This is a genomic window from Phyllobacterium sp. MT110 (genome assembly GCF_058792715.1).
The window spans coordinates 19,272-40,945 of record NZ_JBXAFE010000010.1; the positions used below are offsets into that span (position 1 = coordinate 19,272).

The window sequence follows — 21,674 nt, forward strand, 5'->3', positions numbered from 1 at the left end:
AAATGTCGCGGATTTGCAAACGGCGGCTGGCCGTGGGGAAACGACCACCGATATAAACCCGCGATTATGTGATATCCATATACAATCTCGTGATTCATTGTACCTGGTACAAAATAATCGCCCGAAACAGTGCGCGTATCTTGGAAGCTAGCCTGAACCGACGTTGCACTTCGAAATAGAACCCACCCGGGTGCCCATCAAAATCGCATAACGTATCTTATGGAACTCAAATCATCCTTGGTGAATGAAGGGCGCGTAGCTTGCAGGATCAACCATAGCGGGACGCTGGTCCAAAGCGAGTGTGCTGATCCGCTTCGGCGTGCGCGCGATGACCTTGCCTGCCTTGATGACGGCAAGCCGCGTTGCCTTGAGGCGGATTGCTTCGATTGCATCGGCAGCCTGCAGCAGCACCATGTCCGCCTTGCAGCCGACTTCGAGGCCGTAATTTTCCAGATTGAGAATCTTGGCAGGCTCGGTAGTAACCGCGGCAAAACATTGGCGCATGGCGCTGCGGCTCGTCATCTGCGCCACGTGTAGACCCATGCTGGCAACATCAAGCATGTCAGCCTGGCCGAGTGAATACCAGGGGTCCATCACGCAATCATGGCCGAAGGCAACGGTAACACCATGGGCCAGAAGCTCCGGCACGCGGGTCATACCCCGACGCTTCGGATAGGTGTCGTGACGCCCCTGGATGCCGATATTGATCAGCGGATTGGCAATCGCCGCCACACCGGCCTCCGCAATCAACGGTAGAAGCTTGCTGACATAGTAATTGTCCATCGAATGCATCGAGGTCAGATGCGACCCCGTCGAACGGCCGCCAAGACCAAGGCGCCGGGTTTCATAGGCCAGTGTTTCGATATGCCGTGACAACGGATCATCGGTCTCGTCACAGTGCAGATCGACCATCAGGCCGCGATCCGCCGCAATCTCGCAGAGCGCTTTGACGCTCGCTGCGCCATCGGCCATGGTGCGCTCGAAATGCGGAATGCCGCCAACCACATCGACGCCGAGATCAAGCGCCCGCTTGAGCAGGTCGACAGCGCCGGGAAAGCGGTAGTAACCATCCTGCGGGAAAGCGACCAGTTGCAGGTCGATATAGGGCGCCACCTGTCTTTTGACGTCGAGTAGCGCTTCAACGCCCAGCAGGCGCTCGTCGCAGATGTCCACATGGGTCCGGATCGCCAGCAGCCCCTGTGTGACCGCCAGATCGCAATAGCGCAGGGCGCGCTCGATCACAGCTTCATGAGTGAGAAGCGGTTTCAATTCACCCCATATCTGGATTCCATCGAGCAGCAACCCGCTTTCATTGAGACGCGGCTGGCCGAGCGACAGCGTTGCATCCATATGAAAGTGACTATCGACAAAGGGGGGCGAAACCAGAAGACCGCCAGCATTGATCGTCTCCCCCGCCTCCCCGTCGAGATTGACGCCAACCGCAACAATGCGGCCGGATTGCACACCGATATCGAGACCTGTACGGCCGTCAGGCAAGGTTGCGTTGGTAACTTTCAGATCGAGCATGGAACCTCTTTGACTGCTTTGCCAGTTGCGCTGCCTCTACTTTAACAGGCAAACACCGGATAGCTGCAACGGGCAAACAGCACTGCAGGAAACTGCGATTGCCCCCCACGCATTCAACTCACGTTAGTTATTGAAGGACAACGGATTATCCCCATTCCAACCAAGTAATTATCCAATAGGGATAATCCTTTGAATATCAACTTTCTAATTTAGTTTTACCAGTGTATTATCCCTCCCACTGCCAATAATGCAATATTTGGGGATAAAATGAGCAAATTCAGAGAATTATCTTCAGATCAAATACGCCAGCTCATTGATACGGAACAGGCCTATGATGTCTACCGGACCAGTCTGAAGGAGTATGAACAGCGTTTTTCCGGGTCAATGTCGTGGAAGAAAAGCACGAATGACAAGGATTATCTCTACAAGAAGACACAGGGCATCTGGAAATCCCTTGGGCCCCGCTCCCCCGAAACGGAAGTGATCTTCGGGCAGTTTCATACGGGGCGTGAAAGCGCCAGGACCCGCGTTTCCCGTCTGGCAAAGCGGCTGGATGAACTCGCCCCCGTCAACCGTGCCATGGCTTTGGGCCGGGTACCGCTTCTGACAGCACGCATCATCCGCGCGCTCGGAAAATCCGGATTGATCGGCACGGCGGTCGATGTCGTCGGCACAAATGCGCTCTTTGCCTATGAACGCATGGCTGGTGTCCAGATTACCGGCGGGCTTTTATCGACACAGGATGTCGACCTGCTGTTCGACTCCCGGTTCAGCCTGCGGCTGATCAGCAAGGATTTTTCCCACAAGGGTTTGATCGGGCTTTTGCAAAAAATCGATCATTCGTTTGCACCGCTGGCGAGAAATGGGTATCGCGCCGCCAATCGCGACGGCTTTCTCGTCGACCTGATCAAGCCAACGCCAAAGGACCGCATGTCGACGCGGGAGAAAGCGCGCTTCAGCGCCGATGACGAGGATTTGCAGGCAATCGAAATCGAAGGCCTGACATGGCTGGTCAACAGTCCGAAAATCTCGACTGTCGTCATCGATGAAAAAGGCTACCCGCTGGACTATACCTGCCCCGATCCGCGTGCCTTTGCCTTGCACAAACTGTGGTTGTCGCGCCGCAGCGACCGCGATGCCGCCAAACGTATACGCGATGAACTGCAGGCAAAAACCGTTGCCGGATTGATCCGGGCACGACTGCCGCACCTGTCCTTCGAGGCGAATGACCTGCAGGCGCTCCCCCTGGCGTTGCGGCAGCTGGCACCGGAACTTGAGCCGATGCCCGATGGTGATGTCGGCGAAACTCTGAGCTTGACGCCGAACTGGTAAAAAAAGCCCCTCCCGGATGATCCGGGAGGGGCACTCTATTTTAGCTGTAGGCCTGCATGGGCGGGCAGGCGCAGACGAGATTGCGATCTCCGGCGACGTTGTCGATGCGCGACACCGGCGGCCAGTATTTCGGGTTCTCTTCGCTCTCGCCTGCCGGCAGGCTGGCTTCCCTGCGGGTGTAAGGATGCGACCAGTCATCGGCCAGCACATCACCGGATGGGTGCGGTGAATTGACGAGCGGGTTGTCGTCACGCGGCCAGACGCCACTGGCAACCTTCTCCGCTTCCCCGGCAATGAGGATCATCGCATCACAGAAGCGGTCGATCTCGCGCTTGGATTCCGATTCCGTCGGCTCGACCATCAGCGTACCGGCAATCGGCCAGGACATGGTCGGGGCGTGGAAGCCGTAATCGATGAGGCGCTTGGCGATATCTTCGACGCTGATCCCGGCACTGTCCTTCAACACACGGGTATCGAGAATGCACTCATGCGCCACGCGGCCGTTCTGTCCCGTGAACAGAACGGGATAGTGGCCCTTCAGCCGCTCCGCGATGTAATTGGCGTTGAGAATAGCCATCTCGGTTGCACGCTTGAGGCCCGCCCCGCCCATCATGCGGATATACATCCACGTGATGGGAAGAATGGATGCGCTGCCGAAGGGAGCCGCTGAAACCGCGTGCTGCGATCCCTTGGCCACATGACCGGGCAGGAAGGGAGCAAGATGCTTCTTCACGCCGATCGGACCAACACCCGGCCCGCCGCCGCCATGGGGAATGCAGAAGGTCTTGTGCAGGTTCATGTGGCAGACATCGGCACCGATATCGCCGGGACGGGCAAGCCCGACCAGCGCATTGAGGTTGGCGCCATCGAAATAGACCTGGCCGCCATGCTGATGAATGACCGTGCAGATATCCTTGACACCTTCTTCGAACACGCCATGGGTCGATGGGTAGGTAATCATCAGCGCCGCAAGATTGGCGCTGTGCTGGTCGGCTTTTGCCTTGAGGTCCTCAAGATCGATATCGCCAGCCTCTTCACATGCCACGACCACCACCCGCATGCCCGCCATATGGGCACTGGCCGGATTGGTGCCATGCGCCGATTCCGGGATGAGGCAGATATCACGATGCGCATCGCCCCGATCCAGATGATAGCGGCGAATGGCCAGGAGACCGGCATATTCACCCTGGCTGCCGGCATTGGGCTGCAGTGAAACCGCATCAAAGCCGGTGATCTCGGACAACCAGGCTTCCAGATCGTCCGTCATCGCCTTGTAGCCAAGCGCATGGCCGGCAGGAGCGAATGGATGCACATTGGCAACGCTGTTCCAGCTGACCGGCAACATTTCGGCGGCAGCGTTGAGCTTCATTGTGCACGAGCCGAGCGGGATCATGGCGCGGTCGAGCGCCAGGTCCTTGTCCGCCAGACGGCGCAGGAAACGCATCATCTCGGTTTCCGAGCGCTGCTGATGGAAAACGGCCTGGGTCATGAAACCCTCGGCCTGCCTTTCCCCGGGCAATGTTGCCTTTGCTTCCGCAGGCAGATCGGCACCGAAAAGTGCAGAGAGTGCCTTCAGGTCATCTTCCGATGTCGTTTCATCTACGGTGATGCCGAGGCGGTCCTGATCGACAATGCGCAGCAGACGTCCGCCCTTTTCAGCCTCCGCAGCAATGGAGGCTGCTTTGCCGGGAACAGTGGCCGTAACCGTATCGAAGAAATGCGATCCGGCGATGGAAAGGCCCGCCCCTGTCAGCGCAGCGGCCAAACGGGCCGCCTGGGCATGCACGCGGCGGGCGATGGCCTGAAGCCCCTGCGGACCATGCCAGATGGCGTAGGACACCGCCATATTGGCCAGCAGTGCCTGCGCGGTACAGATGTTTGATGTCGCCTTGTCGCGGCGGATATGCTGCTCGCGCGTCTGCAGGGCAAGGCGATAGCCGGCACGCCCCTTGCTGTCGACGGACTGGCCAACCAGACGGCCAGGTATAAGCCGGGTCAGCGTTTCGCTGACGGCGAGATAGGCGGCGTGCGGGCCGCCATAACCGATCGGCACACCAAAGCGCTGCATGGAACCGGCAGCAATATCGACACCAGCCTTGGCAGGCGGGGCGGTGATTGTCAGGGCCAGCGGATCGGCCACGGCGATTACCAGCACACCAGCGGCCTTGGCGGCCTGAATGACCGAAGCATGGTCACCATAGACACCGAATGTGTCCGGCCATGGAACGATGATCGCTGCAACGCTGGCATCGATCTCGCCTTCATCCACGGTCATGCCCAGCGGCTCGGCGCGGGTCTTGACCACATCGACTGTCTGCGGATGCAGGGCACCGGCGATCGCGATGCGGGTGCGCTTCTCGCGATGATGGCGATAGGCAATGCCGACGGCTTCTGCAACGGCCGTCGCCTCGTCCAGGAGCGACGCGGATGCAACCGGCAAACCGGTCAGTTCCGTCACCAGCGTCTGGAAGTGGAACAGCAGTTCAAGGCGACCCTGGCTGATTTCCGACTGATACGGCGTATAGGCGGTATACCAAGCCGGGTTTTCAAACAGATTACGCAGGATAACCGCGGGCACGTGGGTGCCGTGATAACCCTGACCGATAAAGCTCTTGTGGGTCTTGTTCTGGCTCATCTTGGCGGCAAGCTCGGCCAAAGCTTCCGACTCATTGACGGCCGCAGGAATGTCGAGCGGCCGTTCAAGCCGGATGGATTTTGGCACGGCCTGCGCAATCAAAGTTTCCAGCGACGGAATGCCAAGAGCCGCCAGCATGGCGCGGGAGCCTTGTATGCTCGGACCGATATGGCGGTCAGCGAACGGGAATATGGTGTCTTTCATCATCATGCCTTCAGCCAATGATTGCTTTGTAGCCTGCCTCGTCGAGAAGGCCGGTCAGCTGATCCGGATTGGACAGCTTCATCTTCCATAGCCAGCCGTCGCTTGCGGCGGCCGAGTTGACCAGCGACGGATCGCTTGCAGTTGCTTCGTTCACTTCCGTCACTTCACCGTCCAGCGGCGCATAGACGTCCGATGCCGCCTTGACGGATTCAACGACAACCGTGGCATCGCCTTTGGATAAGGATTGACCGACATCCGGCAACTGGACAAAAACCAGATCGCCGAGCTGATCCTGCGCGTGATCGGTAATGCCAACCGTCGCAATGTCATTCTCGACGCGGACCCATTCGTGATCTTCGGTAAAATAAGTGGCTGCCATCTCAATTATCCTTTGTGGTAGCGATGTGGAGTGAAGGGAAGTGAATGAATATCGACCGGGACGCGGTTGCCCCGCACCTCGGCGAAAACCTTGGAGCCCAGCGCGGACAGCTCTTTGCTGACGTACCCCATGGCAACGGGAAAACCTGCCGACGGTCCGAAACCGCCCGACGTGACCAATCCAACCTTATTGCCGTCGGCATCAAAGAGTTCGGCATCGGTGCGCACCGGCTGCCGGCCATCGGGCTTCAGGCCGACGCGCTTCATGGCCGATCCTGTTGCGATCTTGGCAAGAAGCGCCGCAGCGCCGATAAAGCCTGCGGTCTCACGCACCGGCTTGGCAATGGCCCAGAGCAGTCCGGCATCGACCGGATCATAATCCGGCGTTATGTCATGGCCGTGCAGGCACAGACCCGCTTCCAGGCGCAGACTGTCGCGGGCAGCAAGCCCGATCCAGGCGACACGCTCGTCGGCGAAAAGCTTTTCGACAAGCATACGGGCATCGGCTTCCGGCAGGCCGATCTCAAAACCGTCCTCGCCGGTATAGCCGGAGCGGCTCATGAACCAGCCCGGCTTCGGCTCAAATCCGTTCATGAAAGCAAGATCAGTTCCGGCAATACCGGCATCCCGCAACACATTCACTGCCTGCGGCCCCTGGATGGCCAGGAACACACGATCCAGCGCATCGATCTTGCAGTCGAAATCCTTGGCGACACCGCGCAGATGCGCTTCGTCAGCCGCGGCATTTCCGGCATTGGCAACGACCATGAAATGCTCATCCCCGAGACGGGTGACGATCAGGTCATCGAGAATGCCTGCCTTGTCATCGAGAAAGAAGGTGTATTTCGACTGACCCGCCTGAAGCGCAGACGCATCCAGCGGGCATGCGCGTGACAGCAGTGCCGCGGCCTGCGGCCCGACGACATCAAAGAGCTGCATATGCGAAATGTCGAAAATCCCGGCCTTCTCGCGCGTGTGAAGATGTTCCTTCATCACACCGAGCGGATAGGTGATCGGCATCGACCAACCGGCAAAACCGCCAAAGCGCGCATTGGCGGCCTTGTGCAGATCGTCAAGCGGCAATTGTTTCAGATTATCTTCCGTGCCCATTTTTACTCCAGAGACGTGCAAAGACCTCCGCCACACGACGGAACATTTCTTTGCCCCTCTGTCGGAAGCCTGAGAGACTCGCTCAATCAGGACCCCTGACTGAACTTACACCTTCGGCGCGGAGTTTCCCCCGACTTTCCAGAGTTGCCTTCCCGGTTTGCGGTTCCTGGTACCTGAGAGATTTCGGGCGATTTCCCCTTCGGTGGCCTGCACATTTCCATGCACGACACTCTCCCGCAAACTGACAGGGCCGAAGCCCTCGACAGGCTGGACCATAGCGCAACGGCCTCTGCCTGTCATCGTGCAAATGGCCGATTTGCCGCTTTGTGGACAGAAATTGTCTGAATGAGGATACTTCCACTGGGAGCGCCCGATGTCAGCGGGTCAGGGCCATCACCCCCAGCGCCTGCCCCCTGCCCTTGACGCCATGCATTCCAAGGTAATTTGCCTTGATTTCATTGGAGAAACTCATCCTCTGCGCCAATTCGCTGGAGATCAAAACCGGCGTGGCCAATGTGCGGCAGAGGCTTTCCAGCCGCGCCGTGGTGTTTACCGTATCGCCGAAATAGGTGATCTTGTGATGATCCACCCCGATCTCGGCCGTGATGATCGGGCCGCCATGCAGGGCCGCACGCAGGCGCGGCACCCTTCCGAATCGCTCAAGCCATTGATTTGCATTCTTTTCGATGCTGTCTAGAATATCGAAGACACAGCGGGCGCAACTCGCATCCTTGATGCCGCGCTCAATGGGCCATGTGATGATGGCGGCATCCCCGACATAATCGTCAATGGCTCCGCCGTGACGCCGGACAGGTTCAGCAAAGGCGGCAAAGAGCGCGCCGAGAAACTGCTGGGCCCGCAGATCGCCATGTTCTTCGGCAAACGAGGTCGACCCGACAAGATCGATGAAAAGAAACACTCGCTCTTCGGCCACCGGCTGGCGGTAGCGGCTCATCAGAAGGCTGGCAAAAATGTCGCGGCCGAGAAGATCGCGCACCCGCAGGATGAAAATCATGACGGTCAGGACGGCGAGCGTGTAGAGCAGCACCTGCGGTGACAGTGTTGCCGCGCGCCAGAAAGGGCCGTCAATCCAGCCGAAGCTCCACAGCGTTATCCCACAAACGGCATTGCCGATGCTGATCAGCACATAATCGGCTATCAATGCGGCGACGAGAAAACCCGCCGTCGGCAATGTGTTGATCCAGGCACGCAATTTCGGAAAGATGAGGCCGCGTTCGAACGCCAGGATCGGCACACAGATGGAAAGGGCAAACACGGCCCCTAAAAAATATCCCTGCCTATAGACCAGCCAGCTATAGAGATAGCCGCTTGCCGCGACTGCGCTGAGAAGGAATACCCACAATCCCACTGAATTTCTGCGCATATTCCCGTTCCGATCCATTTCAAATCTTCAGGGCGGGCCTCAATGCCGCGTCCCTCCGTGATTTCATTTATGCGCCGAACGATATTATCCAACCAACAGATATCCGCGATCTCGCGATATCCATGTGGAGAATTACACCAAGGATCATCCCATCAGACTCACTGCCGTGCAAATTGTCCATCGGATACGGTCAATTTAAGGCTCCAGATTGTTGGAGAATGACCATCGCTGAACAGGAGATCAACGATCAACCTCGTTCCTTGCATCCAAGCCACCAGGTTGATCCACGCCGTCAGCGCCAGGAATATTAATACAGTTTGCCCGCTGATTTTTAGCAAAGCGTTCTTTGACGGGTCTCGAAATCCGATAAAATCTGGTCGCCTCTGAAAACGGAGTCCGCGCTGCCTCTGGCGATGCGCGGCTTCAATCACATGGAGGCCATACCCTAACATGGGCTACGCACTGAGTTTGCTCGATAAAAGTCCTATCCACGATGGCGAAACGGCCAGCACGGCGCTGAAGCGGACGGTCGCGCTGGCCCGCCAGGCGGAACAGTGGGGCTTCCACCGGTTCTGGGTGGCCGAACACCACGATGCGCCGACGTTGGCAAGCTCGTCGCCGGAAGTGCTGATCGCCTTCCTGCTGGCCAATACGGCGCGTATTCGCGTCGGCTCCGGCGGGGTCATGCTGCAGCACTACAGCCCCTACAAGGTGGCCGAAAATTTCAATGTCCTGGCTGCGCTGGGGCCCGGCCGCGTCGATCTCGGCGTGGGCAAGGCTCCCGGCGGGCTGCCGTTTTCGACGCGCGCCCTGCAGGGCGTTGTCCCGCGGACGCAGAAGCAGGATTTTTCCGCCCAGCTCGCCCAGCTCAGCGCCTTTCTCGACAAAGGGCTGCCTGCGGATGACCCGCTTGCCGGCGTTCAGGCAACACCGCGTCCTGCCGTCACTGCCAACCGCTTCCTGCTTGGCGCCAGTGTCGACAGCGCGCTGCTTGCCGCCTCCCAGGGTTGGGATTTTGTCTTCGCCAGCCACCTCAACGGCGACGAAACGATCCTGCAGCAGACATTGGAGGCGTATCGGAAGGCAGCACCCGGCCGTGCGCCTCTCCTTGCCGTGGGGATCGTGGCGGCCGAGACGGATGCGGAGGCTGACCGGCTGGCTGGCAATATCCAGCATTTCAAGGTGCACGTGGACAATGGCCAGAGCGTCACCGTCGGCAGCGTGGAACAGGCCGAAGAATATGCGCGCCAGACAGGTGCTGCCAATTACCGGATCGAGAAGAAGACGCCCAATGTCCTGCGCGGCGCGGCCGGCACGGTTTCAGACCAGCTCGACCGGCTGCATGACCGATACGGCATCGGCGAATTCATCATCGACACCCCCATCAATGACGCTGCGAAGCGCCTCAGATCCATCGAACTTCTGGCTCAGGCGCAATTCGCCGCTGCCGCGTGATCAAGGAGATTGAACAATGTCCAAGCGACCCATTCCGTTCGGTGTGATGCTGCAGGGTGCCGGCGGCCACATGAATTCCTGGAAACACCCGAGTTCACCTGTTGATGCCAGCGTCAATTTCGATTTCTTTGTACGCAATGCCCGCAAAGCCGAGGAGGCAGGCATTGCCTTTGCCTTCGTCGCTGACGGGCTCTACATCAACGAAAAATCCATCCCGCATTTTCTCAACCGTTTCGAACCGATTGCCATTCTATCCGCGCTGGCCGCGACAACCTCGAAACTCGGTCTCGTCGGCACGGTCTCGACCTCCTACAGCGATCCCTTCACCGTTGCCCGGCAGTTCGGCTCGATCGACAAGATCAGCAACGGCCGCGCCGGCTGGAATGCCGTAACATCGCCGCTTGAAGGCTCGGCCAAGAATTATGGCCGCGACCATCCCGACCATGCCCTGCGCTATGAGATAGCGGACGAACATCTCGAAGTGGTCAAGGGCTTGTGGGACTCATGGGACGATGACGCCTTTGTCCGCAACCGCGAAACGGGCCAGTTCTTCGACAAGACCAAGCTGCATCGCCTGAACCATCATGGCCGGTTCTTTAATTCGGAGGGCCCGCTGAATATCAGCCGCTCCAAGCAGGGCCAGCCGGTCATTTTCCAGGCCGGATCGTCCGACGACGGTATCGACCTCGCCGGCAAGCATGCGGACGGCGTGTTCACCAACCACGTGCCGATCGAGGAGGCGCAAGCCTTCTATCGCCGGGTTAAACAAAGCGCGGTCGCGCACGGCCGCAAGCCGGGCGATGTCCTGATTTTCCCCGGCATCGCGCCGATCGTCGGTGCAACTGAGGAGGAAGCGGAGGCAAAGTACCGTGTCATCCGCGATCTTGTGACCGTTGACGAAGCGCTTGCCTATCTGGGACGCTTCTTCGATCATCACGATTTCAGCGCCTATCCCATTGATGCGCCGTTCCCGGAACTCGGCGATATCGGCAAGAACAATTTCCGCTCCACCACGGACCGCATCAAGCGCAACGCCAAGGAAAAAGGCCAGACCTTGCGCGAAGTTGCGCTGGAAGTCACGACGCCGCGCAATGCCTTCACCGGCACACCGCAGAAGATCGCCGACGAACTCATCCGCTGGGTCGAGACCGAAGCGGCCGACGGGTTCATTCTCGGTTTCCAGATCCTGACCGAAGGGCTCGAGGACTTTACGCGCGACGTGCTGCCGCTGCTCGATGAGCGCGGCTATCACAATAGGGTGCTTTCCGGCACGACATTGCGCGAAAACATCGGCCTGCCCTTCCGCGAAAGCCGCTACACCAAGGCCCATCAGGCCACGAAGGAACCCATCAAAGAGACGGCACTCTGATGGGCCGGCAGGCGGATCCGGTTGAGGCAAGAATCAGCGACTATCTCGATGAGATGGTCGCTCTTCGCCGCGACCTGCACCGGAATCCCGAACTGGGTTACAACGAGCACCGCACCAGCGCGCTCGTCGCCGACCGGCTGCGCGACTGGGGCTATCAGGTCACCGAGGGCATCGGCAAAACCGGTGTCGTCGGAACGCTGCAGAATGGCAACGGCCCCAAGCGGCTTGGCATTCGCGCGGATATGGATGCCCTGCCGATCGTCGAAGCGACGGGGCTGCCCTATGCCAGCACCATACCCGGAAAAATGCATGCCTGCGGCCATGACGGGCACACCACCATTCTTCTGACCAGCGCCCGCTATCTCGCCGAAACGCGTGACTTCTCCGGCACCCTCAACGTCATCTTCCAGCCAGCCGAGGAAGGCGGTGCCGGAGCCCGGAGCATGGTTCGCGATGGCCTGTTCGAGCGCTTTCCCTGCGACGCCGTCTTTGGCCTGCACAACTGGCCAGGTGTTCCCACCGGTCAGTTCGGGTTCATCACCGGCCCGGCGATGGCCTCGGTCGACAAGGTCACGGTCCGTATCATCGGCAAGGGCGGCCACGGCGCCCGCCCCCAGGAGACCATTGATCCCGTCGTCGCCAGCGCCTCCTTCATCATGGCGCTGCAAAGCATTGTCGCCCGCAACATCGATCCCCTCGACGCCGCGGTGATCACGGTCGGCACCATCCACGCAGGCATCGCTCCCAATGTCATTCCCGATAGTGCCGAGCTGGAACTGACGGTGCGCACTTTCCGCAAGGAGGTGCGGGAAGCCATCAAGTCCCGCCTGGTCACACTAGCCAAAGCGCAGGCCGAAAGTTACGGCGCTGTCGCCGAGGTGGCATATCCCAGCGGCTATCCCGTGCTGGTCAACCATGCCGATGAAACGGCGTTCGCCAGAAACGTGGCGCTTGAACATTTCGGCGACGCGCGGATCGAGAAGGATTTCCGGCCGATTTCCGCCAGCGAGGATTTTGCCTTCATGCTGCAGGAAACGCCGGGAAGCTATCTTTTCCTCGGCAATGGCGACAGCGCTCCGCTGCACAGCCCGCTCTACAATTTCAATGACGAGATCCTGCCGTCAGCCGCCCGTTACTGGGTGAAGCTGACCGAAACCTATCTCGCCAGGAATCCCTCCGACAGGCCCATCTGACAAGAACGCGAGACAATCATGACTGATGTTTTTGTTTACACGACACCGAACGATGAACGCTCACAGCCGTTGATCGAAGCTCTGATCATCGAATACGAAACGCGCTACGGCAACTTTTATGGTGAACCGGCGCGCAACGAATTGAGTCGCTACCCGGCCGAGCTTTTCGCCGCGCCCGACGGTGCCTTTCTGCTCCTGATCCGCGACGGGCAAACCATCGGCGGCGGCGCGTTCAAACGCTATGACGAGCAGACAGCCGAACTCAAACGCATCTGGACCCATGCGGATTTGCGCCAGCAGGGCCTTGCGCGCAAGGTTGTGACCGAACTTGAAGAACAGGCTGCGCGCCAGGGCTATACGCGGATTTACCTGACCACCGGCTTCCGTCAGCCCGAGGCAAAGGAACTGTATCTGCGTTCGGGATATACTGCTCTTTTCGATGTCAACGCCGATCCGGAAGTCTATCGGCACCTGCCCTTCGAGAAGGATATCAGTGCATTGGCAGCACAGTTGTCCAAGGTTCCCGCTTCTGTTTCGTCAGACCGTGATCTTCTGCGTCAGGCCGGGTGACTTCACCGGTATCATGATTGCCCGGACCGTGGGATTTCATGCTCAATAAGCCCGGTTCTTTGCAACAATGCTTCTCTAACCCCTTTGATTTCGCAGTCCGTCGTCTTTGACTGTTTCGCTTAAACACTACTAAATCAGTCGAGTAAAAACGAGCCCGCAGAAGATTTTCCGATACGGACTCGCTCGACTGAAAAGTGTTGCACAGGGGAATTTGCAAGCATGGCGATTACAGCAGACTATTCGGCTACACATTCCGTCCAGCCGCCCGCCGCCACAACCGAGGATTACACCCACTACAGGATTGTGAAGGCGAAATACCCGGCGCGTTTCTTCGGAACATTATTTGCCGCGCTGATCATTGCTGTCACGCTTCAATCCATTCTGACCAATCCGAAATGGGGATGGAACGTTTTTGCCGAATGGTTCTTTTCGGCTCCCGTTTTGGCTGGCCTGGCGCGCACCCTCCTGCTGACCGTACTCGCAACCATTCTCGGCTTCGCGCTGGGAACAGCGCTTGCACTGGCCCGCGTGTCGAAATCGCCCCTTCTGTCGGGGCTGTCCTGGGCCTATATCTGGCTTCTGCGCTCGATCCCGCTGATCGTGCTGCTCCTGATCCTCAACAATCTCGGCTATCTCTATGCGACGGTGCGCATTGGCGTGCCCTACACGGATATTCTCTTTGCCGAATATCCGACCATCTCGATCCTCAGCCCTTTTGCAGCGGCGCTCATCGGTCTCAGCCTCAATCAGGCAGCCTTCTCCTCTGAAATCATCCGCGGGGGTATCCTGTCCGTCGACCAGGGCCAGCTTGAAGCCGCGGCCGCGCTCGGCCTGCCCCGGCGCCGGCAGGCTTTCCGCATCGTCCTGCCGCAAGCCATGCGCACCATTCTTCCCACCGGATTCAACGAGATCATCGGCTTGGCCAAGGGCACATCCATGGTCTACGTGCTTGCCCTGCCGGAGCTCTTCTACACGGTTCAGGTGATCTATCGCCGCAACCTCGAAGTGGTCCCGCTGCTGATGGTGGCAACGGTCTGGTACCTGATCATCATGACTGTTCTGTCGGTCGCCCAGCACTATATCGAACGGCACTTCTCCAAGGGCGCCCTGCGTAATCCTCCTGCCCCGATTTTTCGCAAACTGTTTCGCCGGCTCTTCGGTGCCCCGATTCTTGCCCGTCCGCAGAGCGTAACCGTGTCAGCCCTGCAAAATGCGGCCGCGGCCAAAACCAGCGACCGCAGCATACCTCTCGCCACTTGGCGGGCGCCGGGATCGGTGAAAATCCAGGGCGTTTCCAAGAGCTTTGGCCAGCTTAAGGTGCTCGACGATATCCGGCTCGACATCAAGGCAGGCAGCGTCACCGCGATCCTCGGACCCTCCGGCTCCGGCAAGTCCACCCTGCTGCGCACCATCAACCATCTGGAACGCGTCGACGATGGTTTCATCACCGTGGACAACGAACTGGTCGGTTATCGCAAAAGTGGCCGGACACTCTATGAGCTGAAGGAGAAGGACATTCTCAAACGCCGCGCCGACATCGGCATGGTGTTCCAGAGCTTCAACCTGTTCCCCCACCTCACCGTTCTCGAGAATATCATCGAGGCACCGGTGTCACTCGGCCAGCTGACCCGCCCGGAAGCCATCAGCCTCGCACGGGAACTGCTTGCCCGCGTCGGCCTTAGCGACAAGATCGACGCCTATCCGCGGCAGCTCTCCGGCGGGCAGCAACAGCGCGTGGCGATTGCACGGGCGCTGGCCCTGCGGCCGAAAGTGCTGCTGTTCGATGAGCCGACGTCCGCACTCGACCCCGAATTGGTCGGCGAGGTGCTGGATGTCATCAAGGAACTGGCCCGCTCCGGCACGACTCTCATCATCGTCACCCACGAGATCGGGTTTGCCCGGGAAGTGGCCGACACGGTGATCTTCATGGATGGTGGCAAGGTCATTGAGACAGGGGCGCCCGAACAGGTCCTGAACCGGCCAAGGAATGCCCGCACCAGCGAGTTTCTGGCCAAGGTTCTCTAACCCCAGCGCCGGTTCCGGCATGCACACATCCAAGGAAAGCAGCATGATATTTCGCCCGTCCCACATCTCCTTCGCTCTGGCAGTGCTTATCGCCACCGTTTCCGGTCTCGCCATGGTTCATGCCGAAGGCTTTGACCTCAGCCCCGACCAGAGTGGCCGTATCCGCGCGGAAAAGAGCGAAAAGGTCATTGCCTCGATTCCGGCGACGTTCAAATTCGTCAGGGACGATACACTGACCGTCGGCATCAGCGTCGCGCACCCGCCGCTCAGCACCTACGCAACGGATGCCAAGACTGTGGTCGGCTATGATCCCGACTTCGCCCAGCTGATTGCCGATATCCTGGGCAGGAAGCTGGAACTGGTGCCGGTCGCCTGGGCGGATTGGCCGCTCGGCCTGGAATCGGGAAAGTTCGATGCCGTTATTTCCAATGTCGGCGTGACCGAGCAGCGCAAGGAGAAATTCGATTTCTCCACCTACCGCCTCGGCCTGCATGGTTTCTACGTCAAAGCCGATAGTCCGATCGCATCGATCAAGGAGCCAAAGGATATTGCCGGGCTCAGGATCATCACGGGATCGGGCACCATCCAGGAAAAAATCCTGCTCGAATGGGACAAGCAGAATGCGGCAAAAGGGCTGAAGCCTGTTGAGCTCCAGTATTATGACGATGACGCGGTCAGCGCGCTTGCCATCCAGTCGGGCCGGGCCGATGCGGAGTTCAATCCCAATGCGCCCCAGGCCTATCGCGCGGCGATCGATCACAAGATCAAACTGGTGGGAACGGTGAATGCCGGATGGCCGCTCATCGCCGACGTTGCAATCACCACCCGCAAGGGGAGCGGCATTGCCGATAGCTTGACCGCAGCAATCAATGAACTGATCGCCGACGGTAAATATGCCCAGTCGCTGGAGCGCTGGAAACTCGGCCCCGAAGCCCTCGACAAATCGCGGACCAATCCTCCCGGCCTGCCGAAAATCTGACGCCACGATTGGTTCACGAACAAGCAACAAGGGCTTCTCCCATGACGAACACATCCCTCGCCATCAATCACGTCGGCTTCCTCACACCAGGCAATTACCGGGATGACAATCCATATGAAGGATTGGAAAATACGCTCCAACTGCTGGAATTCGGCGAGAAGCTGGGATTTGACAGCGGCTGGGTACGGCAGCGCCACCTCGAACACGGCATATCCTCCGCGGGCGTATTTCTTGCAGCAGCAACCCAGCGCACCAGCCGCATCCAATTGGGGACAGCCGTCATCCAGATCGGTTATGAGAGTCCCTACCGGCTCGCCGAGGATCTTTCCACCGTCGATGTCCTGGCGCGGGGACGGCTCAACGTCGGCCTGAGTGCCGGTACGCCAGCCCATGCGGAGTTGCTCGGCCCGCGGGTGTTTGATGGCAACTGGAAGGAATACGACCTTTCCCACGAGCGGGTTATTCGCTTCGCCGACAATCTGCGCGGTGAATTTCTCGCCGATCCCCAGACGTTCATCGCAACGCCGGGCGGGCCGCAACGGCCGCGCCTGCAACCGCATGCCGAGGGGCTGGTCAACCGGATCTGGTATGGCGGCGGGTCGCTGCGATCCGTTGGATGGGCCGGCAGGAATGGCTTCAATCTCATGATCGGCAATGTGACCGCCGGTGAAAACACCGATGATTTCTACGAAGCCCAGGGTCGTCAGCTCGACGCTTACCATCACAATCTCGACGGCATCTTCCGCCGCGTGTCGCTTGGACGTGTCATCGTCCCGACTGACAGCGCGGATGCTGCAACCCGGAAGAAATATGCCGACTATGCCGCGAGCCGTCATGAGCGCACCCTGAAGCCGCAGGGCGAGCGTCGTACCCTGTTTCCCAAGGATCTTGTGGGAACATCCGAGCAGATCCTCGAGCAGCTCTTCAATGACCCGATCGTGGCGCGCGTCGGGGAGCTGCGCCTGGAACTGCCTTACGAGTTCCAACAGCACGAATATCAGCAAATCCTCTCCGATTTCATCTCCCACATCGCTCCGGAAATCGGCTGGGGCAATCAGCCCGTGCGCATCAGTGCGGGGGCACGGCGCTGAAAAACAACCACAAACCACACTCAAGGGGTTATCCATGACAACCAGACTGCGACTTCTATCCTTTGTGGCCGGGGCATTTATTGCCGCCACAACCCATCTCGCCTTTGCAGCCGGGGACGGCTTCGATCTCAGCCCGGACCAGAAAGACCGCGTGCGGGCCGAGAAAAATCAGAAGGCAATTGAAGCTGTCTCCAAGAACTTCAAATTCGTCAGCGACGGCAAGCTTACCATCGGGCTGCATCCGTCCAACCCGCCGCTCAGCACCTATGCCAGCGATGCCACCACCGTCGTCGGCTTTGACGTCGATCTTGCCCAACTGGTGGCGGACAGCCTCGGACGCGAACTGGTACTGGTACCGGTCGCGTGGGCCGATTGGCCGCTTGGGCTTGAATCCGGCAAGTTCGATGCGGTGATTTCGAATGTGACGGTTACGGAACAGCGCAAGGAGAAGTTCGATTTCTCCACCTATCGCAAGGATGAGCTTGGCTACTACGTCAAGGCGGACAGCGCCATCAAGGCCATCAAGGAACCCAAGGATATCGCCGGGCTGAAGGTGATTACCGATGCCGGCACCAATCAGGAGAAAATCCTGCTGGCCTGGGACAAGGAAAATGTCGCCAAGGGCCTGAAAGCCATCGAAGTCCAGTATTATGACGATGATGCGGTGAAGTATCTGGCCATCGAATCCGGGCGTGCCGACGCCGTCTTCAGTGTGAACGCAACCCAAGCCTATAAGGCCGCTGTCAACGGCAAGACCAAGCTCGTCGGAACCGTCAGCGGCGGCTGGCCGATCACCGCTGAAGTTGCAGTCACCACCCGCAAGGGCAGCGGCGTGGCGGACGGTGTCACAACGGCGCTTAACGCCGTCATCGCCGATGGCAAATATAAAAAGGTGCTCGATCGCTGGAATCTTGGTTCGGAAGCCATCGACAAGGCAACCACCAACCCGCCCGGTCTGCCAAAGAGCTGAGACCGTTCACATCGAAAGGCCGCACCGGTATAAACCGGTGCGGCCTTTTGCTTGGCCTATTCGCCGTAAGGGACCCAGATGTTCTTCACCTGGACGGCGCGGCGCAGATAATCCTTGCCCTGCCCCTGCTGCGTGTTCGCCCAGTCGCGCTGGCGGCCATTGTTGACCCAGGTGGCTTTCAGATTGCCGCACGATGCCTTTTCAACCATCGCGCTGCCTTCTTTCGAGCCCACGTACCACAGTGCATCCACTTCGTCGTGTTCAGCCAGGGTCTTCGCCAGAACATCGCGTTCGCCGGTGACGATATTGACCACGCCGCCCGGAACATCCGACGTGTCCAGCACCTGATAGAGATTGGCTGCGAGCAGCGGATGCCTGGCGGATGGTACGGCCACGACACGGTTGCCCATGGCAATGGCAGGCAGAACCAGCGAGATGAACGCCAGCAGCGGCTGGTCGTCCGGGCAGACGATACCGACGACACCCCATGGCTCGTTCATTGCCAGCGTCACATGGCGTGACTTGGTGGAATGCACCGCGCCGTCATATTTGTCGGACTGAGCAGCATAATAGAATATGCGGCGAAGCGCAGTTGCGAATTCTTCTGCCGCCGTCTTTGCCGAAATACCGGTGCTCTCCACCAGCAATGCTTCAAACTCGGCCTGCCGCGCGCTCAAGTTTTCGCCGAGATAGTACAGCACCTGTGCCCGGTTATGCGCCGTGACACCACCCCAGGAACCGGCCTTTGCAGCCGCTTCCACGGCATTGCGGATATCCTTGCGATTGCTGATGCCGGCCTGACCGATGACTTGGCCGCCTTTGCCGACGACCGAATAGCTGTAACCGCCGTCGGGGCGTGCCTGCTTGCCGCCGATATAGTTCTTGACGGTGCGATCAATTGAACCGCCAAGCGCCATTTTCGCCTCGCCGTCCGGCGCTGCCGATGGCTTGAATGCCTGTTCGGCCTTGCCGGCTGGCAGACGCTTCTCCCAATCTGCGGTCAGGTATTCGTATAACCCTTCACGCCCGCCTTCACGGCCGTAGCCGCTTTCGCGGTACCCGCCAAAACCGGCACCCGCATCGAGCAGGTTGGTGGAATTGATCCAGACCACACCCGCCTTGACGCGGGCGGCCATATCGAGGGCCAGATTGATGTTTTCCGACCAGACGGAAGCCGCCAGTCCGTATTTGGTATTGTTGGCAAGGGCGATGGCTTCATCGGGTGTGCGGAACGTCGTTGCGGTGGCAACCGGTCCGAAAATCTCCACTTCGCACACGGTCGACGCCGGTTCCACATCGGTGAAGAAACCCGGTGCAAAGAACGCGCCTTTGCTGGGCAGCGTTACCGGCGCCTGCCAGAGCGTACCGCCCTCTGCCTTGCCCTGCTCGACCAGCGATGTAATGCGCTTCAGCTGTCCCTTGGAGACAATCGCGCCGACATCCATGGTCTTGTCGAGCGGATCACCGACCCTCAGAGTTTCCATGCGCTTGCGCAGCTTTGCATAAAACCGCTCGGCAATGCCTTCCTGGATGAGAAGACGCGAACCGGCACAGCATACCTCACCCTGGTTGAACCAGATGGCATCAACCACGCCCTCGACAGCGCCGTCGATATCGGCATCTTCGAACACGATGAAAGGCGATTTGCCGCCAAGCTCCAGTGACAGCTTCTTCTCCGAACCGGCAATCTGCTCGCGGATGATACGGCCAACTTCGGTCGAACCGGTGAAGGCCACCTTGTCGATGTCGTCATGGCCGCAGATCGCTGCACCCGTCGCGCCATCGCCGTGGACGATGTTGACGACACCAGCGGGCAGGCCGATTTCATGACAGACTTCGGCGAAAGCAACCGCTGTCAGCGGTGTCAGTTCAGCCGGTTTGAGAACAACCGTATTGCCGGCGGCAAGCGCCGGCGCGATTTTCCACGCCAGCATCAGCAGCGGGAAATTCCACGGGATCACCTGGCCGCAGACACCCACGGGTGAAAAGCCTTCGAATTCTGTTTCCACCATCTCCGCCCAACCAGCGTGATGGTAGAAATGCCGGGCGACCAGCGGAATATCGATGTCGCGGGTCTCGCGGATCGGCTTGCCATTGTCCATGGTCTCCAGAACGGAGAAGAAGCGCTCGCGCTTCTGGATATGGCGGGCAATCGCGTAGAGATATTTGGCGCGTTCGTGACCCGGCAGCTTCGACCATTTGCCGAAGGCTGCGCGGGCCGCCTTCACGGCCGCGTCGACATCGGCTTCCGTGCCGTGTGCCACCTTCGCCAGAACGGCATCATTGGCCGGATTGATGACGGCAAATGTCTCGCGGCCCTCGGTGCCGGTGAACTTGCCATTGATGAAGTGACCAAAACCCGCCTTGTTGGCATCAAGCCAGCTCTGGACGTCGGTATTGCTCTCTGGTGCCGGGCCATATTCCATCGTGCGAAGAATATCCTTGATCTGTCCCATATTCCTGTTCCTCAAGCGAGTGCGTGGCGCGAAGACGCGGCGTAGCGACCCGTCACATAATGTTCCAGCTGCCGTTCGATATCGCCAAGCATCGAGCTGGCTCCGAGCCGGAACAGATCCGGCTGCATCCACGGCAACCCCAATTCTTCCTTCATCAGGATCAGCCAGTTCATGGCATCCTTGGCCGTCTTCATGCCGCCCGCAGGCTTGAAGCCAACAGTCTGGCCGGACAGTTCACCGTAGTCCCGCAAGGCGCGCAGCATCACCAGGCTGACGGGCAGCGTGGCATTGACATCTTCCTTGCCGGTCGACGTCTTGATGAAATCGGCACCCGCCTGCATCGCAACCATCGACGCACGGTAGACGTTACGCAGCGTGTTGAGATCGCCTGTTGCCAGAATGGCTTTCATATGCGCCTCGCCCGAAGCCTCGCGCATTCGGGAAATCTCATCATAAAGCGCCGACCAGTTCTGGGTGAGAACGTGTTCGCGTGTTATGACGATATCGATCTCTTTGGCACCCTCGCCCACCGCATAGTGAATCTCGGCAAGGCGCTGCGGCAGCGGGGTCAGGCCAGCGGGAAAACCCGTGGCAACGGATGCAACGGGAATGCCCGAACCTTCCAGCGCCTTGACCGCATGGGGAACCATCGTCGGATAGACGCAGACCGCACCCGTTGTGATATGCGCATCGGCAAGCCCGAGCGCTTCCAGAATGTCATCACGCACCGGCTTTTTCGCCTTGGCGCACAGGCGGCGGACGCGGCCAGCCGTATCGTCTCCGGCAAGAGTCGTCAGGTCGATGCAGGTGATCGCCTTAACGAGCCAGGCTGCCTGATACTCCTTCTTGACCGTTCGCCTGGTGGTCAGTGTTGCCGCCCGGCGCTCCGTTGCCGAACGGTTGACCGCGATGTCCTCGAACCAGTCCGGCAGAAGTTTCGTACCGGTATTGCGCGCGTGGGAATGTGGCATTTGGATTTCCGTGCCCTTTTGGACC

At 59.2% G+C, this 21,674-nt stretch carries 16 protein-coding genes and 1 riboswitch; of the genes, 9 read left to right on the plus strand and 7 right to left on the minus strand.

All coding sequences use genetic code 11. The features are described 5' to 3' along the window. Positions 1 to 231: 231 nt before the first annotated feature. A complete protein-coding gene (locus tag AC1Q5O_RS26415) occupies positions 232 to 1,527 on the minus strand; it encodes an amidohydrolase family protein (protein ID WP_492567006.1) in 1,296 nt (431 codons plus the stop codon). Between the two features lie 267 nt (positions 1,528 to 1,794). Between AC1Q5O_RS26415 and AC1Q5O_RS26420 the strand changes: the two genes are divergently transcribed. Next, positions 1,795 to 2,859 carry a GSU2403 family nucleotidyltransferase fold protein gene (locus tag AC1Q5O_RS26420; protein WP_492567008.1) on the plus strand — a complete coding sequence of 355 codons (1,065 nt, stop codon included), beginning with the start codon at positions 1,795 to 1,797 and terminating at the stop codon, positions 2,857 to 2,859. Positions 2,860 to 2,899: 40 nt separating this feature from the next. Here the strand turns inward: AC1Q5O_RS26420 and gcvP are convergent, their stop codons facing one another. From gcvP to AC1Q5O_RS26440, 4 genes are all read right to left on the minus strand, one after another. After that, entirely contained in the window at positions 2,900 to 5,698 is a 2,799-nt protein-coding gene (gcvP, locus tag AC1Q5O_RS26425) for an aminomethyl-transferring glycine dehydrogenase (protein WP_492567010.1), read from the minus strand. 10 nt (positions 5,699 to 5,708) lie between these two features. After that, on the minus strand, positions 5,709 to 6,077 hold the full coding sequence (gene gcvH / locus AC1Q5O_RS26430) for a glycine cleavage system protein GcvH (RefSeq protein ID WP_223616047.1): 369 nt from the start codon (positions 6,075 to 6,077) through the stop codon (positions 5,709 to 5,711). 5 nt (positions 6,078 to 6,082) lie between these two features. Next, the gene (gene gcvT / locus AC1Q5O_RS26435; protein WP_492567012.1) at positions 6,083 to 7,186 is read right to left on the minus strand and encodes a glycine cleavage system aminomethyltransferase GcvT; all 1,104 of its coding nucleotides are present in this window, start codon (positions 7,184 to 7,186) and stop codon (positions 6,083 to 6,085) included. Positions 7,187 to 7,336: 150 nt separating this feature from the next. Then, positions 7,337 to 7,433, minus strand: a riboswitch (glycine riboswitch). Positions 7,434 to 7,562: 129 nt separating this feature from the next. After that, positions 7,563 to 8,570, minus strand: a complete 1,008-nt coding sequence (locus AC1Q5O_RS26440) for an adenylate/guanylate cyclase domain-containing protein (protein WP_223616045.1) — start codon at positions 8,568 to 8,570, stop codon at positions 7,563 to 7,565. A gap of 450 nt (positions 8,571 to 9,020) precedes the next feature. On the opposite strand from AC1Q5O_RS26440, the gene AC1Q5O_RS26445 reads away from it, so the two are divergent. The 8 genes from AC1Q5O_RS26445 to AC1Q5O_RS26480 all read left to right on the plus strand — a co-directional run bounded on the left by AC1Q5O_RS26445 (position 9,021) and on the right by AC1Q5O_RS26480 (position 18,222). Further along, positions 9,021 to 10,025 carry an LLM class flavin-dependent oxidoreductase gene (locus AC1Q5O_RS26445; RefSeq protein ID WP_492567014.1) on the plus strand — a complete coding sequence of 335 codons (1,005 nt, stop codon included), beginning with the start codon at positions 9,021 to 9,023 and terminating at the stop codon, positions 10,023 to 10,025. A gap of 16 nt (positions 10,026 to 10,041) precedes the next feature. Beyond that, on the plus strand, positions 10,042 to 11,394 hold the full coding sequence (locus tag AC1Q5O_RS26450) for an LLM class flavin-dependent oxidoreductase (RefSeq protein WP_492567016.1): 1,353 nt from the start codon (positions 10,042 to 10,044) through the stop codon (positions 11,392 to 11,394). Next, positions 11,394 to 12,587, plus strand: a complete 1,194-nt coding sequence (locus AC1Q5O_RS26455) for a M20 aminoacylase family protein (RefSeq protein ID WP_492567018.1) — start codon at positions 11,394 to 11,396, stop codon at positions 12,585 to 12,587. The genes AC1Q5O_RS26450 and AC1Q5O_RS26455 overlap by 1 nt, the downstream gene beginning before the upstream one ends. Positions 12,588 to 12,605: 18 nt before the next feature. Beyond that, the gene (locus tag AC1Q5O_RS26460) at positions 12,606 to 13,157 is read left to right on the plus strand and encodes a GNAT family N-acetyltransferase (protein WP_492567020.1); all 552 of its coding nucleotides are present in this window, start codon (positions 12,606 to 12,608) and stop codon (positions 13,155 to 13,157) included. Between the two features lie 219 nt (positions 13,158 to 13,376). After that, a complete protein-coding gene (locus tag AC1Q5O_RS26465) occupies positions 13,377 to 15,182 on the plus strand; it encodes an amino acid ABC transporter permease/ATP-binding protein (RefSeq protein ID WP_492567022.1) in 1,806 nt (601 codons plus the stop codon). Between the two features lie 43 nt (positions 15,183 to 15,225). Beyond that, positions 15,226 to 16,161, plus strand: coding sequence for an ABC transporter substrate-binding protein (locus tag AC1Q5O_RS26470; protein WP_492567023.1), 936 nt, complete (start codon positions 15,226 to 15,228; stop codon positions 16,159 to 16,161). A 41-nt stretch (positions 16,162 to 16,202) separates the two neighbouring features. After that, the gene (locus AC1Q5O_RS26475) at positions 16,203 to 17,252 is read left to right on the plus strand and encodes an LLM class flavin-dependent oxidoreductase (protein WP_492567024.1); all 1,050 of its coding nucleotides are present in this window, start codon (positions 16,203 to 16,205) and stop codon (positions 17,250 to 17,252) included. Positions 17,253 to 17,286: 34 nt separating this feature from the next. Continuing rightward, positions 17,287 to 18,222, plus strand: coding sequence for an ABC transporter substrate-binding protein (locus AC1Q5O_RS26480; protein ID WP_492567026.1), 936 nt, complete (start codon positions 17,287 to 17,289; stop codon positions 18,220 to 18,222). 56 nt (positions 18,223 to 18,278) lie between these two features. Here the strand turns inward: AC1Q5O_RS26480 and AC1Q5O_RS26485 are convergent, their stop codons facing one another. Continuing rightward, the gene (locus tag AC1Q5O_RS26485) at positions 18,279 to 20,678 is read right to left on the minus strand and encodes an aldehyde dehydrogenase family protein (protein ID WP_492567028.1); all 2,400 of its coding nucleotides are present in this window, start codon (positions 20,676 to 20,678) and stop codon (positions 18,279 to 18,281) included. An 11-nt stretch (positions 20,679 to 20,689) separates the two neighbouring features. After that, a complete protein-coding gene (deoC, locus tag AC1Q5O_RS26490) occupies positions 20,690 to 21,649 on the minus strand; it encodes a deoxyribose-phosphate aldolase (protein WP_223616036.1) in 960 nt (319 codons plus the stop codon). Positions 21,650 to 21,674 lie beyond the last annotated feature (25 nt).